The sequence below is a fragment of the Streptomyces sp. Edi2 genome, from assembly GCF_040253635.1.
GTDB lineage: Bacteria > Actinomycetota > Actinomycetes > Streptomycetales > Streptomycetaceae > Streptomyces.
The window spans coordinates 5,575,132-5,595,169 of the sequence record NZ_JBEJGX010000003.1; the positions used below are offsets into that span (position 1 = coordinate 5,575,132).

A 20,038-nucleotide genomic window follows, 5' to 3' on the forward strand; every position below is an offset into this window, starting at 1 on the left:
GTGCGGACGCTGTCGTCCACGGGGAGGCGGGCTGCCTGAGCGAGGACGTTAGCCAACTCGTGTGGCTCCTGTGAAGGCTGATGTTCGATATGCCCGAAACCTTTTTGTGACCTGAACGCGATGCGGGGGTTGTCATGGCAGATGTCGGATTCGGGTAGACGAGCCGCCGACCGGTTTGCGAGCGCCCCGGACGCCTGACCTGCCGCGGTGCCACCGCCCGCGGCGAAAGCGGGCCGCAATCGGCTACTGGGCCGCGGGCTGTCAGTGCGGCCGCCTAGACTCGGTGGGCGATGAGCAGCCTCTTTGACGACAGCTTCCTGGCGGACCTCGGCCACAAGGGCGAGGAGGAACCCCCTCCGCCCCCCGAGGACGAGCACGGCCCGGCCCCCGAGGAGATCCCTGCCGACCTCTTCGGCGGGAGGTTCGACGCGCCCCCGCCCAGAGAGGCGTATTACCGCGACGGTGCCGCCCGCCCCGCCCTCGACCCGGCGACGCTGCTGGAAGGGCTCAACGACGAGCAGAAGGCCGCCGTGGTGCACACGGGCGGCCCGCTGCTGATCGTCGCCGGTGCCGGCTCCGGCAAGACCCGGGTGCTCACCCACCGCATCGCTCATCTGCTCGCCGAGCGCCATGTCCACCCCGGCCAGATCCTCGCGATCACGTTCACGAACAAGGCCGCCGGCGAGATGAAGGAGCGCGTCGAGGAGCTGGTCGGCCCGCGCGCCAACGCCATGTGGGTCTCCACCTTCCACAGCGCCTGCGTCCGCATCCTGCGCCGCGAGTCCAAGCAGTTGGGCTTCACCTCCTCCTTCTCCATCTACGACGCCGCCGACTCCAAGCGCCTGATGGCCCTGGTCTGCCGCGATCTGGACCTGGACCCCAAGCGCTACCCGCCCAAGTCCTTCAGCGCGAAGATCTCCAACCTCAAGAACGAGCTCATCGACGAGGAGACCTTCGCGGGGACGGCCGCCGACGGATTTGAGAAGACGCTGGCCGAGGCGTATGCGATGTACCAGGCGCGGCTGCGCGAGGCCAACGCCCTGGACTTCGACGACATCATCATGACGACGGTCAATCTGCTCCAGGCCTTCCCGGACGTCGCCGAGCACTACCGCCGGCGCTTCCGCCATGTCCTCGTCGACGAGTACCAGGACACCAACCACGCCCAGTACACCCTCGTGCGTGAACTGGTCGGCCCCGGCACGGCCGAGATGCCCGCGGCCGAGCTGTGCGTCGTCGGTGACGCCGACCAGTCGATCTACGCCTTCCGCGGCGCCACGATCCGCAACATCCTCCAGTTCGAGGAGGACTACCCGGACGCGACCACGATCCTGCTGGAGCAGAACTACCGCTCCTCGCAGACCATCCTGTCCGCCGCCAACGCCGTCATCGAGCGCAATGAGAACCGCCGCCCCAAGAACCTCTGGACCGACGCCGGCGCCGGCCCCAAGATCACCGGCTATGTCGCCGACACCGAGCACGACGAGGCGCAGTTCGTCGCCGACGAGATCGACCGGCTGACCGACGCCGGTGACGCCAAGGCCGCCGAGGTCGCGGTCTTCTACCGCACCAACGCCCAGTCCCGCGTCTTCGAAGAGATCTTCATCCGGGTCGGACTGCCCTACAAGGTCGTCGGCGGGGTGCGCTTCTACGAGCGCAAGGAGGTCCGCGATGTCCTCGCCTATCTGCGGGTGCTCAGCAACCCCGAGGACACCGTCCCGCTCCGCCGCATCCTGAACGTCCCCAAGCGCGGCATCGGCGACCGCGCCGAGGCGATGATCGACGCCCTGTCGCTGCGCGAGAAGATCACCTTCCCGCAGGCGCTGCGCCGGGTCGACGAGGCGTACGGCATGGCGGCCCGGTCCGCCAACGCCGTCAAGCGCTTCAACGTCCTCATGGAGGAGCTGCGCACCATCGTCGAGTCCGGCGCCGGACCCGCCACGATCCTGGAAGCGGTCCTGGAGCGTACGGGCTACCTCGCCGAACTCCAGGCCTCCACCGACCCCCAGGACGAGACCCGGATCGAAAACCTCCAGGAACTCGCCGCCGTGGCCCTGGAGTTCGAGCAGGACCGTGGCGAGGACAATCCGGGCACGCTCTCCGACTTCCTGGAGCAGGTCGCGCTGGTCGCCGACTCCGACCAGATCCCGGACGAGGACGAGGAGGGCAGCGGCGTGATCACGCTGATGACGCTGCACACCGCCAAGGGCCTGGAGTTCCCGACCGTCTTCCTGACCGGCCTGGAGGACGGCGTCTTCCCGCATATGCGCTCGCTGGGCCAGACCAAGGAGCTGGAGGAGGAGCGCCGGCTGGCCTATGTCGGCATCACCCGCGCCCGCGAGCGGCTCTACGTCACCCGCTCGACGATGCGCAGCGCCTGGGGCCAGCCCTCGTACAACCCGCCCTCCCGGTTCCTGGAGGAGATCCCGGCCGACCACCTGGAGTGGAAGCGCACGGGCCCGGCGACGCCGTCCGCGTCCATGGGCGGCCTGTCGGCGGGCGGAGGCGGCGGCTTCGGCTCCACGCTCTCGTCGTCGCGCGCCAAGGGCCCCAGCGGCTTCGCGACCCGCCGCGCCGGCGACCGTCCGGTGGTCTCCCTGACCATCGGCGACCGTGTCACCCACGACAGCTTCGGGCTCGGCACGGTCGTCGGCGTCAAGGGCAGCGGCGACAACGCCGAGGCGACGATCGACTTCGGCGGCGAGAAGCCGAAGCGGCTGCTGCTGCGGTATGCGCCGGTGGAGAAGCTGTAACGGGGGCAGCGCGGGCCGGGTGACGGGGATCGTCACCCGGCGGAACGGCCCAAGACGGCCCAAGACGGCCGGAGCGGCTGGAACGGCTCGACACGGTGGAACGCCGTCACGATTGAACGGCGGCACGGTGGCACGCCGGTCGGTGCGGGTGGAGGCGGTGCGTCAGTTCGGGTTGAGGCCGTGATCGCGCAGCCACGGCTGCGGGTCGACCGCCGCGCCACCGCCGGGGCGCACTTCGAAGTGCAGATGCGGTCCCGTGGAGTTGCCGGAGTTACCCGAATAGGCAATCTGGTCACCGGCCTTGACCGACCCGGACCGGATCTTGGTGCTGCTCAGATGGCAGTACCACGTCTCGGTGCCGTCGGGCGCGGTCACGATCGCCATGTTCCCGTAGGCGGAGTTCCACTGGGTGCGGATGGTGCCGTCGGTGGCGGACATGACGGGAGTGCCGTAGCTGACCGGGAAATCGATGCCGGTGTGCACGGACATCCAGTTCACACCGGCCTGGCCGAAGGTGGCGCTCAGCCCGTGCTGGGTGACCGGCAGGACGAACTTGGGGCGGGCGGCCTCCTTGCGGGCCGCCTCCTCCACCTTGCGCTTGCGCTCCTGCGCCTGGCGCTCCTTGAGGTCGATCCGCTCCTGGGTGCGGCTCGCCCGGTCGCGGAAGTCGTCGGCGCTGGCGCTGAGTCCGGCGAGCTGGGTGTCGAGCTTGTTGTTGGCCGCGGACGGTTTGACGGCGCCCGCGTCGGGCGCGGCCTGGGCGGTCGCCTCGCTCTTGTCGTCCCCGGTGAATCCGGTGACGGACGCGGCGGCCACCGCGCACACGCCCATGGCGGCGACCGAGGGGACGGCGACGGTCAGCAGTGCCGACCGCTTCACCGGGCGCTTCCGGCCGCGGCCACGGACGACCCTCCCGGCGTCCGGTCCGGCGACCCGCCGTGCGGTGGGGGCCGCGGCGGTGACCGGCATGGCCTGCGTCATGGCGTCCGCCACGGCAGTGGCATCGCCGGTGCCGGTGGCGCCGTCGGAGCGAGGGGCCCAGCCGGGGGAGCCGCCGTCGGTCCCGGGCCGGCCGGCCTCGAAAACGTCGGTCTCGAAGGCGCCGGCGTCGAACTGCTGGGTGTCGAGCTGACTGACATCGAGCTGACCGACGTCGAGCTGAGTGAAGTCGAGCTGACCGGTGTCGCCCTGACCTGTGTCGCCCCACCCGGTGGTGTCCCACTGGACGGTGTCGTTCGGGGGCGGGCCGGCCTGGGCCGGGATGCCGGCGATCAGGTTCCGGTCCGTGGTGGGCCAGATCGCCGTGGCCTCGTAGCTCGCGGCCTCCTGGAGGGCGGTCTCCTGAAGGGAGGCATCCTGGAGAGCGGTGGCTTGCAGGCCGACGGCCTCGAAGCCGCCGGTGGACTCGAAGTCGCCGGGGGTCTCGTATGCGCCGGTGGCGTAACTCCCGGTGTCATACGTGCCGGTGGGGTAGCTCCCGGTGTCGTACCCGCCGTGCCCGTAGGCGGTGGCTTCGTATGCGGCGTTCCCGTACGTGGTGGCTGCCGTGTCGTAGGCGGGCGACGCGTACGCGGCCGGGTCCTGCGCCGGGGAGTCGTACGAGGTGTGCGCGTACGGGTCGTAGCCCGCGGCGGCCGGGTGCGGGTCGGCGGCGGGGTAGGAACCGGTCTCGTAGGCGCCGGTCTCGTAGGAACCGGTGTCCCACTGCGCCGAGGCGTAGCTGCCGGTGTCGTAGCTGCCGGTGTCATAGGCACCGGTGGCGTAGCCGTCGCCCGCCGCGTACGCGCCTGTGTCGTGGGCACCCGTGTCGTATGCACCGGTGTGGAAGGTGCCCGTGCCATAGGCGCTCATGCCGTAGGCGCCCGCGCTGTGGGTACCGGTGTCGTACGTCCCGGTGCTGTAGCTGCCGGTGTCGTAAGTACCGGTGTCGTACATACCGGTCTCGTACGAGCCGGGGAGCGAGCCGAAGAGCGGGTCGCCGTCGCCGTATTCGGCGTTGCCCGACGGGGAGTGCTGCTGCCCGTAGGAGTCGTAAGCGGGATAGTGCGCATACGAGGCGTCGGAAGCGGATCCGGTCGGGAGCTGAGCCCCCGATGGGTGACGGTCGTTCACCAACTTCTCTTTCGCCTCGGCAGCAGGAGAATTAGCGGCGACTGTACCCGGCGGTACACGGCGGCGACAATCTTCAACAGGTTTTGGGCTCGGCGAGACCGGGCATTTGGCCGCCTTTCGGCAGTCCCCATGCGAGCTCTTGGCGCCCCGTTCGATGCTTGTTCGACAACGCGTCAAGATCAGGCAGCCACTGCGGCGCCGTTTCGGCGTCGCGCGGGACGGGTGTCGGGCCATCCTCACCGGCCGGGGTCAGGCCACCGAAATGACGTCCGCGGCTCCTTCCGCGGTCTGTGCCGAGGTCAGCGCCTCGCGTATGCCGGCGGCGACGGTGCCGCTGACCGGTAGCGCGAGATGTCCGACACCGGCGACATGCACGTTGTCGGCATGCAAATCCGGATGATTGATTCTGGCCGTCGTGGCAGGGACCATCACCCGGTCTTCCTCGCTCCAGAAAGCGACAAAGTGCGTCCGGCAATGCGGCGCCGGAAGCGACAACTCCGTAATCACCTCCGAATCGGGGCGCATTTGGCGGACGATCGGGTGCGCCGACATCAGGGGGGCGATGGCGGTGCCGGAGTGCGGGGTGCCGAGCGTGATCAGCGTACGGACGTGGGTGTCGCCGCCGAGCCGCTGCACGTAGTAGCGGGCGATGAGCCCGCCCAGGCTGTGGCCCACGAGGTCCACCCGGCGATGCCCGGTCCGCGCGCACACCTCCTCCACATGGCGGCTCAGCAGCTCGGCCGCCTTGCGGAGATCACAGGTCAGCGGCGAGTAGTTGAGCGCTTCGACATGACGCCAGCCGTGCCGGTGCAGCGAGCGGCGCAGCAGCAGGAAGACCGAGCGGTTGTCGATGAAGCCGTGGAGCAGGAGGACCGGCGGATGGGCCCGGCCCTCGGTCGGCAGCATCGACGGCGCGCCGGGGGCGGGCTGCGCGGTCTCCGGTGCCGGGTGTCCGTCCGGGGTCCCCGCGGCGGGGTGCGGTGCGGGCGGTGGCACGGGTCGTTCCCGGGAGATGCCGGTGGGATAGAGGAGGAGGTGGCCGGCGAGAACCGCCAGCTCCACGGCCGTGCTGCGCAGGAGCAGGGGAGAGGCGTGGGTGGGGAGCCGGCGTGCGTGCCGGAAGGGCGCGGCGAAAAGGCGCGCGAAGAGCAGGGGTGCAGAGACCAGGGGAGCGGAGATCAGGGGTGCGGAGAGAAGGGGAGCGGAGCGAAAGAGTGCGGACAGGAGCGGTGCGGAGCGAAGGGGTGCGGACAGGAGCGGTGCGGAGCGAAAGGGTGTGGAGAGAAAGGGCAGGGCCTGCATGGCCGACCTCCCGAACGGCACGCGGGAGGCGGCTTCGACCCCCGTATGCCCTCGTGGGAAGCCATGAGCAGCGACGGCGGGCATGCGGCGTACCCGCCCTGATGCGCGCCCGGCGGCGCGGTGGCCCGGCTGCGACTCCCCGAGCGCCCGCCCCGCGCGTACGGATCCGCCCGGCCGGGGCGGTACGACACGCGGAACACGGCGCGTAGCGAACGTGTCCCAGGTGTGATTTCCCCCTCCCCGGATGTCACGAAACGGCTGGGTACGGGATGCTGGCGATAACGTTCGTTCACGCTCGTGGCCGCCGGATCGCGGTCGCGCGATCGGTTGTCGGCTCGGCGGCACCACAGTGCCGTGCATGGCTTGGAGGCAGTGATGAGTGTGGCTCGGCATGACGGAGCGCAAGCGGGAAGCCAGGGCACGGCGGGCAGGTCGGGTCCGATCCGTGTGGTCGTGGCCAAGCCGGGCCTGGACGGGCACGACCGGGGTGCCAAGGTCATCGCACGTGCGCTGCGCGACGCCGGTATGGAGGTGATCTACACCGGGCTGCACCAGACCCCGGAGCAGATCGTCGACACCGCGATCCAGGAGGACGCCGACGCGATCGGGCTGTCCATCCTCTCCGGCGCGCACAACACCCTCTTCGCGAAGGTCATCGCCCTCCTGGAGGAGCGCGACGCCGCGGACATCAAGGTCTTTGGCGGCGGCATCATCCCCGAGGGCGACATCGCCCCGCTCAAGGCGCAGGGCGTCGCGGAGATCTTCACGCCGGGCGCGACGACCGCCTCGATCGTGGAGTGGGTCAACGCGAATGTGCGCTCGCTGGCGGTCTGAGCCGTAGGGCAGGTCTGAGCTGCGGGTCGGGCCTGGGGCACGGAGCAGGTCTGGGTCACGGGTCAGGCCTGAGGCACAGGGCAGGTCTGGGTCACGGGTCAGGCGTGAGCCACAGGGCAGGCCTGAGTTGCGGGACAGCCGGGTGGCGAGGGTGGCCGGGCCGGACCTGCCTGCCGGGGCGCTGGCAGGTCCGGAGCGGAGGGGCACGCGGAGGGTCATGGGGCGAGGGGCTGTCGTGTGGCCCGGACCGGGCCGTGGGCCGGGGTGGTGTTAGGGCGGCCGGTGCCGGTGCCGGTGCCTGTGCCTGTGCCGCTGTCGCCCGTGCCGTCGTGGCCGGTCGGTTCCGGGGCGAGTTCCGCCTGCATGGTGGCGCGCAGGCGCAGGGTGCCGACCAGGCGCTGGAAGGCCTCGGACCAGTAGCCGCCGGAGCCGGGTGAGGCACCTTCCGGCTCGTCCGTGACGGCGGTGAGCATGGCGAGGCGGTCTGCCGCCGCCGGGTCCAGACAGCGCTCGGCCAGGCCCATCACCCCGCTGAAGCTCCACGGGTAGCTACCCGCGTCCCGGGCGATGTCCAGCGCGTCGACGACGGCCCCGCCGAGCGGTTCGGCCCAGGGGACCGCGCACACGCCGAGCATCCGGAAGGCCTCCGACAGTCCGTGGGCCGCGATGAACTCCGCGACCCACCGGGCGCGTTCGGCGTTGGGCAGTACGGTCAGCAGCTTGGTCAGGTCCCGCGACGAGCCGGCCGGCGCGACCTCGGCCGCCTGGGACGGAGCGCCCGGCGCACCCAGCAGCGCCCGCGCCCAGTCGGTGTTCCGCTGGCGCACCGCGGCGCGGCACCAGGCGTCGTGCAGCTCCGTCCGCCAGTCGTCGCCCACCGGCAGCGCGACGATCGCCGCCGCGTCGCGGCCCCCGAAGCGGGCGTGCCATCCGTCCAGCGGGGCCGCCTCCACCAACTGGCCCAACCACCAGGACCGTTCGCCCCGCCCGGAGGGCGGCTTGGGCGCCACGCCGTCCCGCTGCATCCCGGCATCGCACTCGTGCGGCGCCTCCACGGCGATCGCCGGTGCGCCGGCCGTACGGTCCAGGCCGACGCAGGTGTGCGCGCGCTGCGCCATCCGGGCCGCGAGGGCGGATCCGGGCAGCGTGGAGAGCAGTTCGGCGGCCGTGGCGCGGACGTTCCGGCTGCGGTCGGACAGCGCCTGTTCCAGGAAGGGCTCATCAGCCGTCGAGAGCCCGTCGCGCAGCGAGTCGAGGAACATCAGACGGTCCTCGGCCCGCTCCGTGGGCCAGGTCGTGGACAGCAGTGCCAGGCCGGCCCCCGGGTCCTGGCGGCGCAGCGCGGTCAGCAGGGCGACCCGCTCGGCGAACAGGCCCTCCTCCCACCGGCGTCGTACGCCGTCGGGGCCATTGGGGCCATTGGGGCCATTGGGGCCATTGGGGCCGTTGGGGCTACCGGTGCCGGTGCCGGTGCCGTTGTCGCCGTCGTTGCCGGAGAGCTCGGCCGGGCCGCCGATCCCCCGGAGCGCGAACTTCCACTCCGCGTTGAGCCGCGCCAGCCACAGGGCGCGCGGCCCCGCCAGCGCCAGCGTGGCGGGACGCAGGTCCGTACGGGCGCGGGCCGCGTCGAGCAGTGCGGGCAGCAGCGCCTCCGGGGCCCGGTAGCCGTACTCACCGGCGGCGGCCAGCCACTGGGGGAGCAGTTCGGTGAGGTCAGGGGCCGTGCCGCGGCGGCTGCCGCCGCTGCCACCGCGGTCGGCGAGCAACAGGGCCAGCCGGCGGCGCGCGGCGGGCGGCAGCGGAGGCCGCGGGTCGGCCGGGGCCGGGGCGGGCCGTTCGCCGGCCGGGGCGGGGCGCAGCGCGGCACGGCGGCGCACCGTGCTCACCGCGGCCGCGTCCAGCAGTGCGGCCGCGGCACCCTGCCCGGAACGCACCGCCACCGGCGGCGTCCGCCGCTCGGTCCCCAGGAGCGCGGCGCTCACGAGATCGGCCCAGGGGGCCGGGGCGGTCGGGGTGGGGGCGGGAGAAGGAGGCGTGGCGGATGCGGATGTGGATGTGGATGTGGGTGCGGAGGCATGGGCCGGGACGGGAATGGGGGAGGTGGATGAAGCGAGTGACGTGGATGAAGCGGGTGAAGTGAGTGCAGTGGTCCTGGTGATGGTCGTCATGCCCTTCCTCCGGGATCGGTGGTGGACGGTGTGTGCGGCCGGCGGGGGACGGGGGTGAGGGGGCTGGTCGGCGGTGTGGTGGGGGGCCGGGTCACAGGGACACCGGGGCCGGGTCCCAGGCGGTCAGCGGCAGGAAGCCGCGGTGGCCGCATTCGCCGAAGACCGTGATCGGCGCCCCGCCCGATATGGCGGCCAGCTGCCACAGGCTCGTCTGTGCCGGACCGCGCGGGTCCAGTGGCAGTGCCGACTCCCCGTCCGCGTCGGCTAGTTGCCAGCCCTTGCCGTCGCGGCCGGGGATCGGGGTGACCTCGGCGAGCACCACCGGCCAGGAATCCAGCCACGGGTCGTCGCGCAGAGCGTCGCCGTACGCGGCCAGGGCGGCGTCGATACCGCAGCCCGACGGCACCGGACCCGGGACCGCGGGGGCGTGCCGCTCGCCCAGGGCGGCGCGCAGCGGGCGGGCGCCGGGGTAGTAGGCGAGGTCCGCATCGAGCACCAGACCGGGGGGCAGGGCCAGAGCCGGCGGGCGGTGGGCCCCGCCGCCGAAGGAGAGGTGCAGCGCCATCCGGCCGGTCCGCTCGCCCCGGAGGAAGATTCTGCGGGTGGTCAACGTGCCGTCATCGGTGTCCTGTTGGGCGAGCACCAGCCAGCGGTCCCGGACCGTCGCCGCCTCAGGGCCGGTCAGCAGGTCCGCCGCCTCCGTGGTCAGCCCCACGCGGGAGCGGACCGTCGCCGCGAGCGGGGCCGGCAGCCGCTCGATGCCGAGGAACCCCTGGTCGAGGAGGTGCAGCAGGGCGCACTCCTCCAGCAGCCGGGCCGGCCAGTCCGGACCGGACGCCATGACCGCACTCAGCTCGCGCACCCGCGAGGCGAGTCCGGGCGCCTGGGCGTCGACCATGCGGGCGGCCGTCTCGCCCCAGGAGCCCCCTCCGCCACCGCCTGGCCGGGAGGTCTCCCCGTCGGTGCGGCCGGCCGAGGCCAGCCCCGACTGGAGCAGATCCTCCAGGCGCTGCTCCAGCTCCGTCGCACCGGCGCCGATCCGCTGCATCCGGCGCTCCGCGCGCCGCTTGGCGGCCTCCGGGTCGGCAGGCGCCCGCGAGGGAGCGCCGCCGCCCGGGCCCTGGCCCGCGGACCGCTCGGCGCGCTCCCGGCGTCCGGCCAGCCACTCGCCCGCCCACGACGCCGGTTCCCCCACCGTCACCTCCCGGCCGTCGCCCGCCCAGAGCAGCAGCAGCCCCAGCGCGTGCTTGCACGGAAATTTGCGGCTCGGGCAACTGCACTTGAAGGCCGGGCCGTTGAGGTCCACGACCGTTTGGTACGGCTTCTTGCCGCTGCCCTTGCACTGCCCCCACACCGCGCTCGCGTCCGCGCCCGTTTCCGACCACGGACCCGGCGCCGCGAGCTTGCCGCCCGCCCTGCGCGAGGCCTCGTCAGGCGCCAGCGCGAGCACCTGATCCGTCGTCCAGCGTTCCCCCTGCGGATTCATGTCTTCGACGCTACGACGCCCCACTGACAATCGCCGCGGATCGCGATGAACTCGCAGGCCAGGATGGGTTTTCGGGGGATTGTCAGTGGCGTGGTGCAGGCTTGATTCCGCAAGCGGCCGCAGGGATTTCGCCGTCCCGGCCGCACACGTTGCGACGAGGGGGAACCATGTCCGAGAACAGCTTCACGACGACGGACGACGAGACCGATGCGAACGGCGGGACGGCGCCGCAAGGCGGGGGCGGCCAAGCGCTGCGACCGCACGCCGAGGACAGTTTCGCGGCGGAGTTGAAGGCCCTCGCGGCGGCCGACGACCGGCCGCGCCCGGAGCGCTGGCGGCTCTCGCCGTGGGCGGTCGCGACCTACCTCCTCGGCGGCACCCTCGCGGACGGCACGGTCATCACACCCAAGTACGTCGGCCCGCGCCGGATCGTCGAGGTCGCCGTGACGACCTTGGCGACGGACCGTGCACTGCTCCTGCTGGGCGTGCCCGGCACCGCGAAGACCTGGGTGTCCGAGCATCTGGCGGCGGCCGTCAGCGGCGACTCCACCCTGCTGGTCCAGGGCACGGCCGGCACCCCCGAAGAGGCGATCCGCTACGGCTGGAACTACGCCCAGCTGCTCGCCAACGGCCCCAGCCGCGAGGCGCTGGTGCCCAGCCCGGTGATGCGCGCGATGGCACAGGGCATGACCGCACGGGTCGAGGAACTGACCCGCATCCCCGCCGACGTCCAGGACACGCTCATCACGGTCCTGTCGGAGAAGACCCTGCCCATCCCGGAGCTGGGGCAGGAGGTGCAGGCCGTCCGCGGCTTCAACCTGATCGCCACCGCCAACGACCGCGACCGCGGCGTCAACGAACTCTCCAGCGCGCTGCGCCGCCGCTTCAACACCGTCGTCCTGCCGCTGCCCGCCACCCCGGACGAAGAGGTGGACATCGTCTCGCGCCGGGTCGAGCAGATCGGGCGCTCGCTGGATCTCCCGGCCGGTCCTGAGGGGCTGGACGAGATCCGCCGGGTCGTCACGGTCTTCCGCGAGCTGCGGGCCGGCCTCAGCTCCGACGGCCGCACCAAGCTCAAGTCGCCGTCCGGCACCCTCTCCACGGCCGAGGCCATCTCGGTGGTGACGAACGGGCTGGCGCTGGCCGCCCACTTCGGGGACGGTGTGCTGCGCGCCGGGGACGTGGCCGCGGGCATCCTGGGGGCCGTGGTCCGCGATCCGGCGGCGGACCGGGTCGTATGGCAGGAGTACCTGGAGACCGTGGTGCGCGAGCGCGACGGCTGGAAGGACTTCTACCGCGCCTGCCGTGAGGTGAGCGCATGACCGGGCCGGTACTGCTCGGGGTGCGGCACCACGGCCCTGGCTCGGCGCGGGCGGTGCGTGCCGCCCTCAACCAGTGTATGCCGGACGCGGTCCTGATCGAGGGGCCGCCGGAGGCGGACGCGCTGGTGCCGTTGGCCGCCCAGGAGGGGATGCGCCCGCCCGTCGCGCTGCTCGCCCATGCCACGGACGATCCCGGCCGCGCGGCGTTCTGGCCGCTGGCCGAGTTCTCCCCGGAGTGGGTGGCGATGCGCTGGGCACTGGAGCACGGCGTCCCCGTCCGCTTCATCGACCTGCCCGCGGCGCACTCCCTGGCGATGGGGGACGGCGAGGGGGCGGTGTCCGGTGAGGGGCCAGTGACTGGTGGGGGGCCGGCGGCCGGCGAGGACGCGGTGACCGGTGAGGGGCCGGCCGACGGCCTTCCGGCCGATGGGCCTCCGGCGAACGGGCTTCCGGCCGACGGGCCCCCGGCCGACGGGCCCCCGGCCGCAGGACAGGCGCAGGAAGAGCTGCCCGCCGAGGCCGAGGTGCGGGTCGATCCGATCCGGGTGCTGGCCGAGACGGCCGGGTACGACGATCCCGAGCGCTGGTGGGAGGACGTGGTCGAACACCGCGGGGGCGCGGGAGGAGCAGGGGCCGGAGGGGGCGCCGGTGCGGATGCGCTGGCTCCGTTCGCGGCCCTCGCCGAGGCGATGGGGGCGCTGCGCGAGGCGTACGGGGACGGCGGCCATGACCGTGATCCGGTGCGCGAGGCCCATATGCGGCTGCGACTGCGCGCCGCCCGAAAGGAGTTCGGGGACGATATCGCCGTGGTGTGCGGTGCCTGGCACGTACCGGCCCTGGCGCGACGCACCACCATGGCCGCCGACCGGCAGCTGCTCAAGGGCCTGCCGAAGGTGAAGGCGGCGGTGACCTGGGTGCCCTGGACGCACCAACGGCTCTCCCGCCACAGCGGCTACGGCGCCGGTATCGCCTCACCGGGCTGGTACGGCCATCTCTTCGGCGCCCCCGACCGCCCCGTGGAACGCTGGCTGACCAAGGTCGCCGGGCTGCTCCGCGAAGAGGACTACGCGGTCTCGTCGGCGCATGTCATCGAAGCGGTGCGGCTCGCCGAGGGGCTGGCCACGGTACGCGGCCGCCCGCTGGCCGGACTGACGGAACTGAACGACGCGGTCCGGGCCGTGATGGGGGATGGCTCCGATGCGCCGTCCTCGCTGATCCACGACCGGCTGGTGGTGGGGGAGGTGCTGGGCGAGGTTCCCCAGGATGCCCCCGCGGTGCCGCTGCAACGGGACCTCACCCGCAGCCAGCGCACGCTGCGGCTCAAACCGGAGGCCCCGGAACGGGAACTGGCGCTGGACCTGCGCAAGGAGACCGACGCCGGCCGCAGCCGCCTGCTGCACCGGCTCCGGCTGCTCGGCATCCCGTGGGGCGAGCCCGAGCGCTCCCGGGGCGGCACCGGCACGTTCCGGGAGACCTGGCGGTTGCGCTGGGAGCCCGAACTGTCGGTGCGGGTCGCGGAGGCCGGCATCTGGGGCACGACCGTGCTCTCGGCCGCCACGGCCAAGGCCGCGTCCGAGGCGTCCGGGGCGGCCACGCTCGCCGAGGTCACGGCGCTCGCCGAGCGCTGCCTGCTGGCCGGACTCCCCGACGCCCTCCCGGTGGTGATGCGCGCGCTGTCGGACCGTGCGGCGCTGGACGCGGACGTGGGCCATCTCGCCCAGGCACTCCCCGCCCTCGTACGGTCCGTGCGCTACGGCGATGTGCGCGGCACGGACGCCGCGGCGCTGCGCGAGGTGGCGACGGGCCTGGCCGAGCGCGTCTTCGTCGGACTGCCCCCCGCCTGCCTGGGGCTGGATGCCGACGGCGCCGCCGACATGCGCCGCCACCTCGACGCCACCCACCAGGCCGTCGGCCTCCTCGGCCAGCCACAGGCCAGGCCGCAGACCGGGCCGGAGCCCGGACCGGAGCCCGGACCGGAGCCCGGGCAGCAGACCGGGCCGGAGCCCGGCCCACAGCCCGGCCCACAGCCCGGCCCGCAGCACCTGCGGACGCGGTGGGCCGGGGTGCTGCGGGCCGTGAGTGAACGGGACGCCGTACCGGGCCTGATCCGCGGGCGGGCGGCCAGACTCCTGCTCGACGAAGGGGAGTTGGGCGACGGGGGAGCGGAGCGGCTGATGGGGCTCGCCCTCTCGCCGGGCACCCCGCCCACCGACGCCGCCGGCTGGATCGAGGGATTCGTCGGCGGCGGGGACGGCGGCATGCTGCTGGTCCACGACGAACGGCTGCTCGCGCTGGTCGACGGCTGGCTGACCGGTGTGCCGGACGCCGCGTTCACGGACGTTCTGCCACTGCTGCGGCGGACCTTCGCGGAGTACGAGGCCGGTGTCCGGCGCACCCTCGGCGAACTGGTCCGTCGCGGCCCCACGGCCCCGTCCCGCCACCCGGCCGACGGCACGCCGGACGCCGCCGCCAACGGCTTCGGCCCCGGCCTGGACCGCGACCGCGCCGCGGCCGTCCTCCCCACCCTGCGCCTGCTGCTGGGGATCGGAGCGCCCGGCTTCGCCGACGAGCCCGGCGAGCGGCCGGACGACGACCCACCGGACACCACCCGACCGGCCGACGACCTCACGGGGGCACGGACATGACCCACCCGACACCGGACAACCTGACGACGACGGATACGACCACCGCCCCGGCGACAGCAACGAGCACGACTGCGGCCCTGGCGAGCGCAACGCACACGACTGCCGCCCCCACGACTGCCGCCCCCACCGGCGCCCCCACCCCCGAGGCCGAACGGCTGCGCCGCTGGCGGCTGGTGCTCGGTGGTGGCGGTGCGGACGGTACGGGGTGTCAGCTTCGGGGGCGGGACGCGGCGATGGACGGGGCGCTCGCCTCGCTCTACGGCCGGGAGAAGGGCAGCGGCGGCACGGCACCCGCCGGCAGGCGCTCGGCGGGGCTCGGGGCTTCGGCGCCCGGGGTGGCGCGCTGGCTCGGCGACATCCGTACGTACTTCCCGTCCTCCGTGGTGCAGGTGATGCAGCGGGACGCCATCGACCGGCTGGGGCTGTCCGCACTGCTGCTGGAGCCGGAGATGCTGGAGGCCGTCGAGGCGGATGTGCATCTGGTGGGCACGCTGCTCTCGCTCAACAAGGTCATGCCGGAGACCACCAAGGAGACCGCCCGCGCCGTCGTCCGCAAGGTCGTCGAGCAGTTGGAGAAGAAGCTGGCGCAGCGCACCCGCGCCACCCTCACCGGCGCACTGGACCGCTCCGCCCGGATCAGCCGGCCGCGGCATCGCGACATCGACTGGAACCGCACGATCCGGGCGAACCTCAAGAACTACCTCCCGGAGTACCGCACGGTCGTCCCCGAGCGGCTGATCGGCTACGGCCGCGCGGCGCAGTCGGTGAAGAAGGACGTGGTGCTCTGCATCGACCAGTCCGGCTCGATGGCCGCCTCGGTCGTCTACGCCTCGGTGTTCGGCGCGGTGCTCGCCTCCATGCGGGCCCTCGACACCCGGCTCGTCGTCTTCGACACCTCGGTCGTCGACCTGACGGACCAACTGGACGACCCGGTGGACGTCCTCTTCGGCACCCAGCTCGGCGGCGGCACGGACATCAACCGTGCGCTCGCCTACTGCCAGTCCCGCATCACCCGCCCCACCGAAACCGTCGTCGTCCTCATCAGCGACCTCTACGAGGGCGGCATCCGGGACGAGATGCTGAAGCGGGTCGCCGCGATGAAGGCGTCCGGCGTGCAGTTCGTGACCTTGCTGGCGCTCTCCGACGAGGGGGCGCCCGCCTACGACCGCGACCACGCCGCCGCCCTCGCGGCCCTGGGCGCACCGGCGTTCGCCTGCACCCCGGATCTGTTTCCGGACGTGATGGCGGCCGCGATCGAGAAACGGCCGCTGCCCATACCGGACATGGCGGAGCAACGGTGACAGGAACCCCCGGGGGACTTGCGTGGCACCTGGCTGCTCATGCAAGGATCAGGCCATCGCTCGATCGCCCGCGACGCGCGTGACGCCGAGGCCGCATGCCCCGGCTGTCCCCGTCCGTAGGGGAAGGTCCCTCCTTGTCTGCTGTGCTCGCCCTGCCTGCCGCCGTGCGCCTCCCGCGCACCGTGGCCGCGCGGCGTGCGCTGCTGGCCGGGCTCTTCCTGGTGGGCTTTGTCGCCCTCGGCTTCGCCTTCGGTCCCGGCGCCCATGCCGACGACCGCACGGGCAGCGCGGACCTGACCGGGGTGGCAACCCCGGCCAAGACCGCGGCCGAGGCGTCCGGTCCGGACCGGGCCGCCACCCGGGACGGGGCGGCGAACGGGCTGTCCGGCTCCAGGGCCGCGCTCCAGCGGCAGGGCAACGCGTCCGGCGCGAAGCTCGCCGAGCACACCCACCCCGCGTCCGGCGCGGTGGCCAAGGCCGTACGTCCCGCCGCCGAGCAGGCCGCGCCGGTCACCGACCGGATCACCGAGCCGGTGAACCGTGTCGTACGGGAGGTCGGGGACTCGGCAGGCGCCGCGCTTCCCGTGCACCTCCCCTCCGGCGAGCACACCGGAGGCTCCGGAGACGGCGCCACGCATCAGCACGGCCGTACGCCGGGCGACGCTCAGCCGGCCGGTCCGCGGACCGCTGACCAGGCTGCCGGCCCGTCCGCCGCGCCGTCGTCGGATGTCGCCGACTGCCTGCACAAGACGGCGGCCGAGCACCCCTCGGCCGCCGCCCACGATCAGCACGCCCCGGGCCGCAACGGCCTTCCGGGACAGTGCCCGCAGGCTCCGGTGGCGCCTGCCTCGCACACCGCCGGTGACGGCCACGGTCCCCGTGGCGGGGACCAGCACGCCGCCGCCCCGGCGGACCCTCTGCGCTTCCGGCTCCTGCCCGGTGGCGTCCGCACGGCCGATGGCGCTCCGACGCGTCGGCGTGCCGAAGAAATCCTCGAATTCCCGGGCTAGGGCAGACCGCTCCGCGTCTGTAACTGACCTGCCGCGCGGGGGCGGGACAGGTCTGCCCTTTCACCCCTCCTGAATTCGAAGGACTTCACCTCCATGCGCTCGAACATTCGCCGTTCCATCGTCGTTGCCACCGCCGCCACCGGTCTGTGGGCCCTGGGCTCCGTCGCCGCCAACGCCGCCGAGCTGCCCGTCGGCTCGGACCTGCCGGCCGCCGGCACGGTGACCGACACCGCGAAGCAGCTGCCCACCGGTGACGTGTCCGGCACCGTGACGAAGACGGCCAAGACCGTCACCACGACCGCCAAGAGCGCCACCACGACCGCCAAGAAGACGGCGGGCAAGGCCACCGGTGCCCTCGGCGGCGACGCGACCACCCAGGACCTGCCCACCGGCACGCTGCCGCAGGCCGGCGACCTGACCGGTGTGGTGGACGGCGTGCGGAAGCAGGCCCACGGCGCCGGCCTGCCGAAGACCGGTGAGGTGCGCAAGGCCGCCGACCTGAAGAAGGCCAAGAAGGCCGCCAAGGCCGTCAAGAAGGCCGCCCAGGCCGCCGACCTGGGCAAGGCCGGCCGCCTGGCGAAGGGCACGCTGCCCTCCGTTCCGTCGCTGCCCGCCACCCCGGGCGTCCCGTCCGCCCACCTGCCCGGCGGCCTGCCCCAGGGCCTGCCCGGCACCCCGGCGCTGCCCAAGGCCCCCGCGCTGCCCAAGACTCCGGGCTCGGTCGACAACCTGCTGGCCGGTCTCGCCGGTGCGGGCGTCCGTCCCGAGCAGCTGACGAAGCCGGTCCAGGGCGGTCTGGCCACCGCCCGTCCGGTCGTCGGCAAGGCGGCCTCCGACGCGCTGCCGCCCGTCGCCCGCCGGGTCGTCGTCAAGGTCGTGCCGGTCGCGCAGGGCGCGGTCGGCGGTGCCGGTCACCTCGCCGGTGACGCGGCCGGCCAGGCCACCCCGTTCGTGATCACGGTCGGCGGCCAGGCGCAGCTGTTCGCACAGGGTGCGGCCGGTGACGCGGTGCCCTTCGCCCAGGGCGTGGCCGGCGACGCGGTCCCGTTCGCGCAGGGTGCGGCCGGTGACGCGGCGCCGTTCGTCCAGGGCAAGGCGACCGACACCGTGGCGTTCGCCCGGGGCGCGGCCGCTGACGCCACCCCGTTCGCGCAGGGTCTGACCGCCGTTGTCGCGACCGACGCGCAGGGCACCGCAGGCCAGGCCGTCGCCGGTGTACGGGACCTGGCCCCGGTGAAGTCGGTGCCGGCCGTTCCCGCCGTTCCGTCCGTTCCCGCGGTGCCGGCCAACGTGACCGACGCCGTCCCGGCCGTTCCGGCTGTGCCCGCCGTCCCGGCCAACGTGACTGACGCCGTGCCGGCCGTCCCCTCCGTCCCCTCCGTCCCGTCCGTCCCCGCGGTGCCGGCCAACGTGACCGACGCGCTCCCGTCCGTTCCCTCGGTCCCGTCCGTTCCCTCGGTCCCGGCCGTCCCTGCCAACCTGGCCGACGCCGTTGCCGCCCCGGCCGCCCCGGCCCTCCCGGCCGTGCCCGCCAACCTGGCCGACCTGACCAACGCCGCCAACATCCCGGCGCTGCCGGCCCTCCCGGCCCTCCCGGTCCAGGCGGTCTGAGGCCTCAGGCCGACACCACCGGACCTCGGCCGCGGCGGCGGCCGAAGCCGGAACACCCATGAACAGCCGGGCGGACCTCTGTGGGGGAGGGCCGCCCGGCCTTGGTGTTTTCCACCGCACCACGGCACCACCGCACCACGGCACCACCGCATCGCCGCATCGCCGCATCGCCGCACCAACGCATCACCGCACCAACGCACCGCTCCCGCCCCGCGGTGCGCCAACGGCTCGGAAGGAGACAGACGTTGGGCTCTGCGCCGGGCTCCGTTGGCTCTGCCTCGGGCTACGTCGGCGGGCCTACGTGCTGGGCTATGCGCGCGGCACCCGCAACCGATCCCAGCTGACCTGCCCCGGCACCCCGTCCGCGTCCTTGCCGTGGAAGCCGAGCTTGCGCTGCCAGGCCGCGTACGACTTCCGGTCCGCCTCGGTCCACTCCGGACCGGGGCCGATTTCGTAGTGGCCGCAGTCCTCGGCCACCAGTCGTTCCCCCATCGCCGTGATCACCGGGCTGCGGGTCCCGGACCGGAAGAAGTCGTGGCCCGGGAACGGCTCGTACGCCGGCTGCTGCGGCTCCGGTGAGCCCTCCGCCGGCTTAGCCAGCCGCTTCTTGATCCGGCCCCGCAGGTCGTTCATCGCGACGCCCCGCGGATCGACCTTCCCCGGCTGCCACTCGAGGTGCCCGATCACCGAGCGTTCGCTCCAGCCGTGCGCCCGGCAGACCGCCGCCGCGGCCTTCTCCATGGCGACCTGCTGCTCGGTGGGCCAAGGGTCCTTGCCATCCCCGAGGTTGATGCATTCGAAGCCGTAGAAGTACCGGTTGCCGTCGGTGTCCGCGGCGTTGTCCGGCGGCAGTGGCGCATCCTCGTTGATCACCGCGCGCAGGACGTCGGCGTCACCGAGCCCGGCGTGGTTGGCGCGGCCGTTGCCGACGAGATGGACCTCGCCCGCTTTGTCGATCACGCCGTGGCACAGCGGCCCCGGCAGGTCGGTACGCCCGTCGTAGCAAAGGTCCACCGAGCTGTCGGTGCCCTGGGTGGCGGTGTGATGCATCATCACGCCGTGCATCGGTCCCCAGGGGCCCTTGGAGTTCCGGTTGTGCTCGCGCCAGTCGCGGACCTCGTGGACCACCAGGCCCTCGTCGCGCAGCGCCGCGATCAGCTTGCTCGCGGTCAGGGGAGTGGCCATCGGCCCATACCTCCTACGTCGACCGCGGCTTCGGCCGCCGCGGTGGTCTGTGCCCTGCTCGGCACCGGACCCGCCGCGCCGTACGCCGCTTCCGGTGCCGGGTGTGCGGGCGCCGGGAAATCGAGAAAGGGGGAGCGGGGCCAAGCCTGAAGTGTGTGACTCCTGATTCGTAGGTATCCGTTGTATCCGTAAGTGCTTCAAGGCAGTGTCTGCAGCGGGAAGTTGAAGGGTCAAGAGGCCTTTCCGAACCCGCCTGCGGCGACCTGGCGGCCTGAAGGCCTTGAGGTATCGAGGCCTGGAGGTCTCGCG

The 20,038-nt window shown here is 73.1% G+C and carries 12 protein-coding genes; 7 read left to right on the top strand and 5 right to left on the bottom strand.

What is annotated here, in order from left to right; all coding sequences use genetic code 11:
- Window positions 1-290 precede the first annotated feature (290 nt).
- Window positions 291-2,753 (top strand): DNA helicase PcrA, encoded by a 2,463-nt coding sequence (gene pcrA / locus ABR737_RS27985; protein WP_350253210.1) that lies wholly within the window; start codon window positions 291-293, stop codon window positions 2,751-2,753.
- A gap of 162 nt (window positions 2,754-2,915) precedes the next feature.
- On the opposite strand, the gene ABR737_RS27990 is transcribed toward pcrA, so the two are convergent.
- Both ABR737_RS27990 and ABR737_RS27995 read right to left on the bottom strand, forming a co-directional pair.
- Window positions 2,916-4,865, bottom strand: a complete 1,950-nt coding sequence (locus tag ABR737_RS27990) for a peptidoglycan DD-metalloendopeptidase family protein (RefSeq protein ID WP_350253211.1) — start codon at window positions 4,863-4,865, stop codon at window positions 2,916-2,918.
- A gap of 249 nt (window positions 4,866-5,114) precedes the next feature.
- Window positions 5,115-6,167, bottom strand: a complete 1,053-nt coding sequence (locus tag ABR737_RS27995) for an esterase/lipase family protein (RefSeq protein ID WP_502964385.1) — start codon at window positions 6,165-6,167, stop codon at window positions 5,115-5,117.
- Window positions 6,168-6,542: 375 nt separating this feature from the next.
- On the opposite strand from ABR737_RS27995, the gene ABR737_RS28000 reads away from it, so the two are divergent.
- A complete protein-coding gene (locus ABR737_RS28000) occupies window positions 6,543-7,001 on the top strand; it encodes a cobalamin B12-binding domain-containing protein (RefSeq protein ID WP_350253213.1) in 459 nt (152 codons plus the stop codon).
- 215 nt (window positions 7,002-7,216) lie between these two features.
- Here ABR737_RS28000 and ABR737_RS28005 read toward each other — a convergent pair whose 3' ends face one another.
- Entirely contained in the window at window positions 7,217-8,983 is a 1,767-nt protein-coding gene (locus tag ABR737_RS28005) for a DUF5691 domain-containing protein (protein ID WP_502964386.1), read from the bottom strand.
- Between the two features lie 277 nt (window positions 8,984-9,260).
- Window positions 9,261-10,655, bottom strand: a complete 1,395-nt coding sequence (locus ABR737_RS28010) for an SWIM zinc finger family protein (RefSeq protein ID WP_350253216.1) — start codon at window positions 10,653-10,655, stop codon at window positions 9,261-9,263.
- Between the two features lie 167 nt (window positions 10,656-10,822).
- On the opposite strand from ABR737_RS28010, the gene ABR737_RS28015 reads away from it, so the two are divergent.
- The 5 genes from ABR737_RS28015 (at window position 10,823) to ABR737_RS28035 (ending at window position 18,544) form a co-directional block, all read left to right on the top strand.
- Window positions 10,823-11,977: an ATP-binding protein gene (locus ABR737_RS28015; RefSeq protein ID WP_350253217.1), complete on the top strand. Its 1,155-nt coding sequence runs from the start codon at window positions 10,823-10,825 to the stop codon at window positions 11,975-11,977.
- The gene (locus tag ABR737_RS28020) at window positions 11,974-14,622 is read left to right on the top strand and encodes a DUF5682 family protein (protein ID WP_350253218.1); all 2,649 of its coding nucleotides are present in this window, start codon (window positions 11,974-11,976) and stop codon (window positions 14,620-14,622) included. Before ABR737_RS28015 ends, ABR737_RS28020 begins: the two co-directional genes overlap by 4 nt.
- Entirely contained in the window at window positions 14,619-15,923 is a 1,305-nt protein-coding gene (locus ABR737_RS28025) for a VWA domain-containing protein (RefSeq protein WP_350253220.1), read from the top strand. The genes ABR737_RS28020 and ABR737_RS28025 overlap by 4 nt, the downstream gene beginning before the upstream one ends.
- 134 nt (window positions 15,924-16,057) lie before the next feature.
- A complete protein-coding gene (locus ABR737_RS28030) occupies window positions 16,058-16,933 on the top strand; it encodes a hypothetical protein (protein ID WP_350253221.1) in 876 nt (291 codons plus the stop codon).
- Between the two features lie 93 nt (window positions 16,934-17,026).
- The gene (locus ABR737_RS28035; protein ID WP_350253223.1) at window positions 17,027-18,544 is read left to right on the top strand and encodes a hypothetical protein; all 1,518 of its coding nucleotides are present in this window, start codon (window positions 17,027-17,029) and stop codon (window positions 18,542-18,544) included.
- Between the two features lie 309 nt (window positions 18,545-18,853).
- Here ABR737_RS28035 and ABR737_RS28040 read toward each other — a convergent pair whose 3' ends face one another.
- Window positions 18,854-19,729, bottom strand: a complete 876-nt coding sequence (locus ABR737_RS28040) for a peptidoglycan-binding protein (protein ID WP_350253225.1) — start codon at window positions 19,727-19,729, stop codon at window positions 18,854-18,856.
- Between the last annotated feature and the right edge of the window lie 309 nt (window positions 19,730-20,038).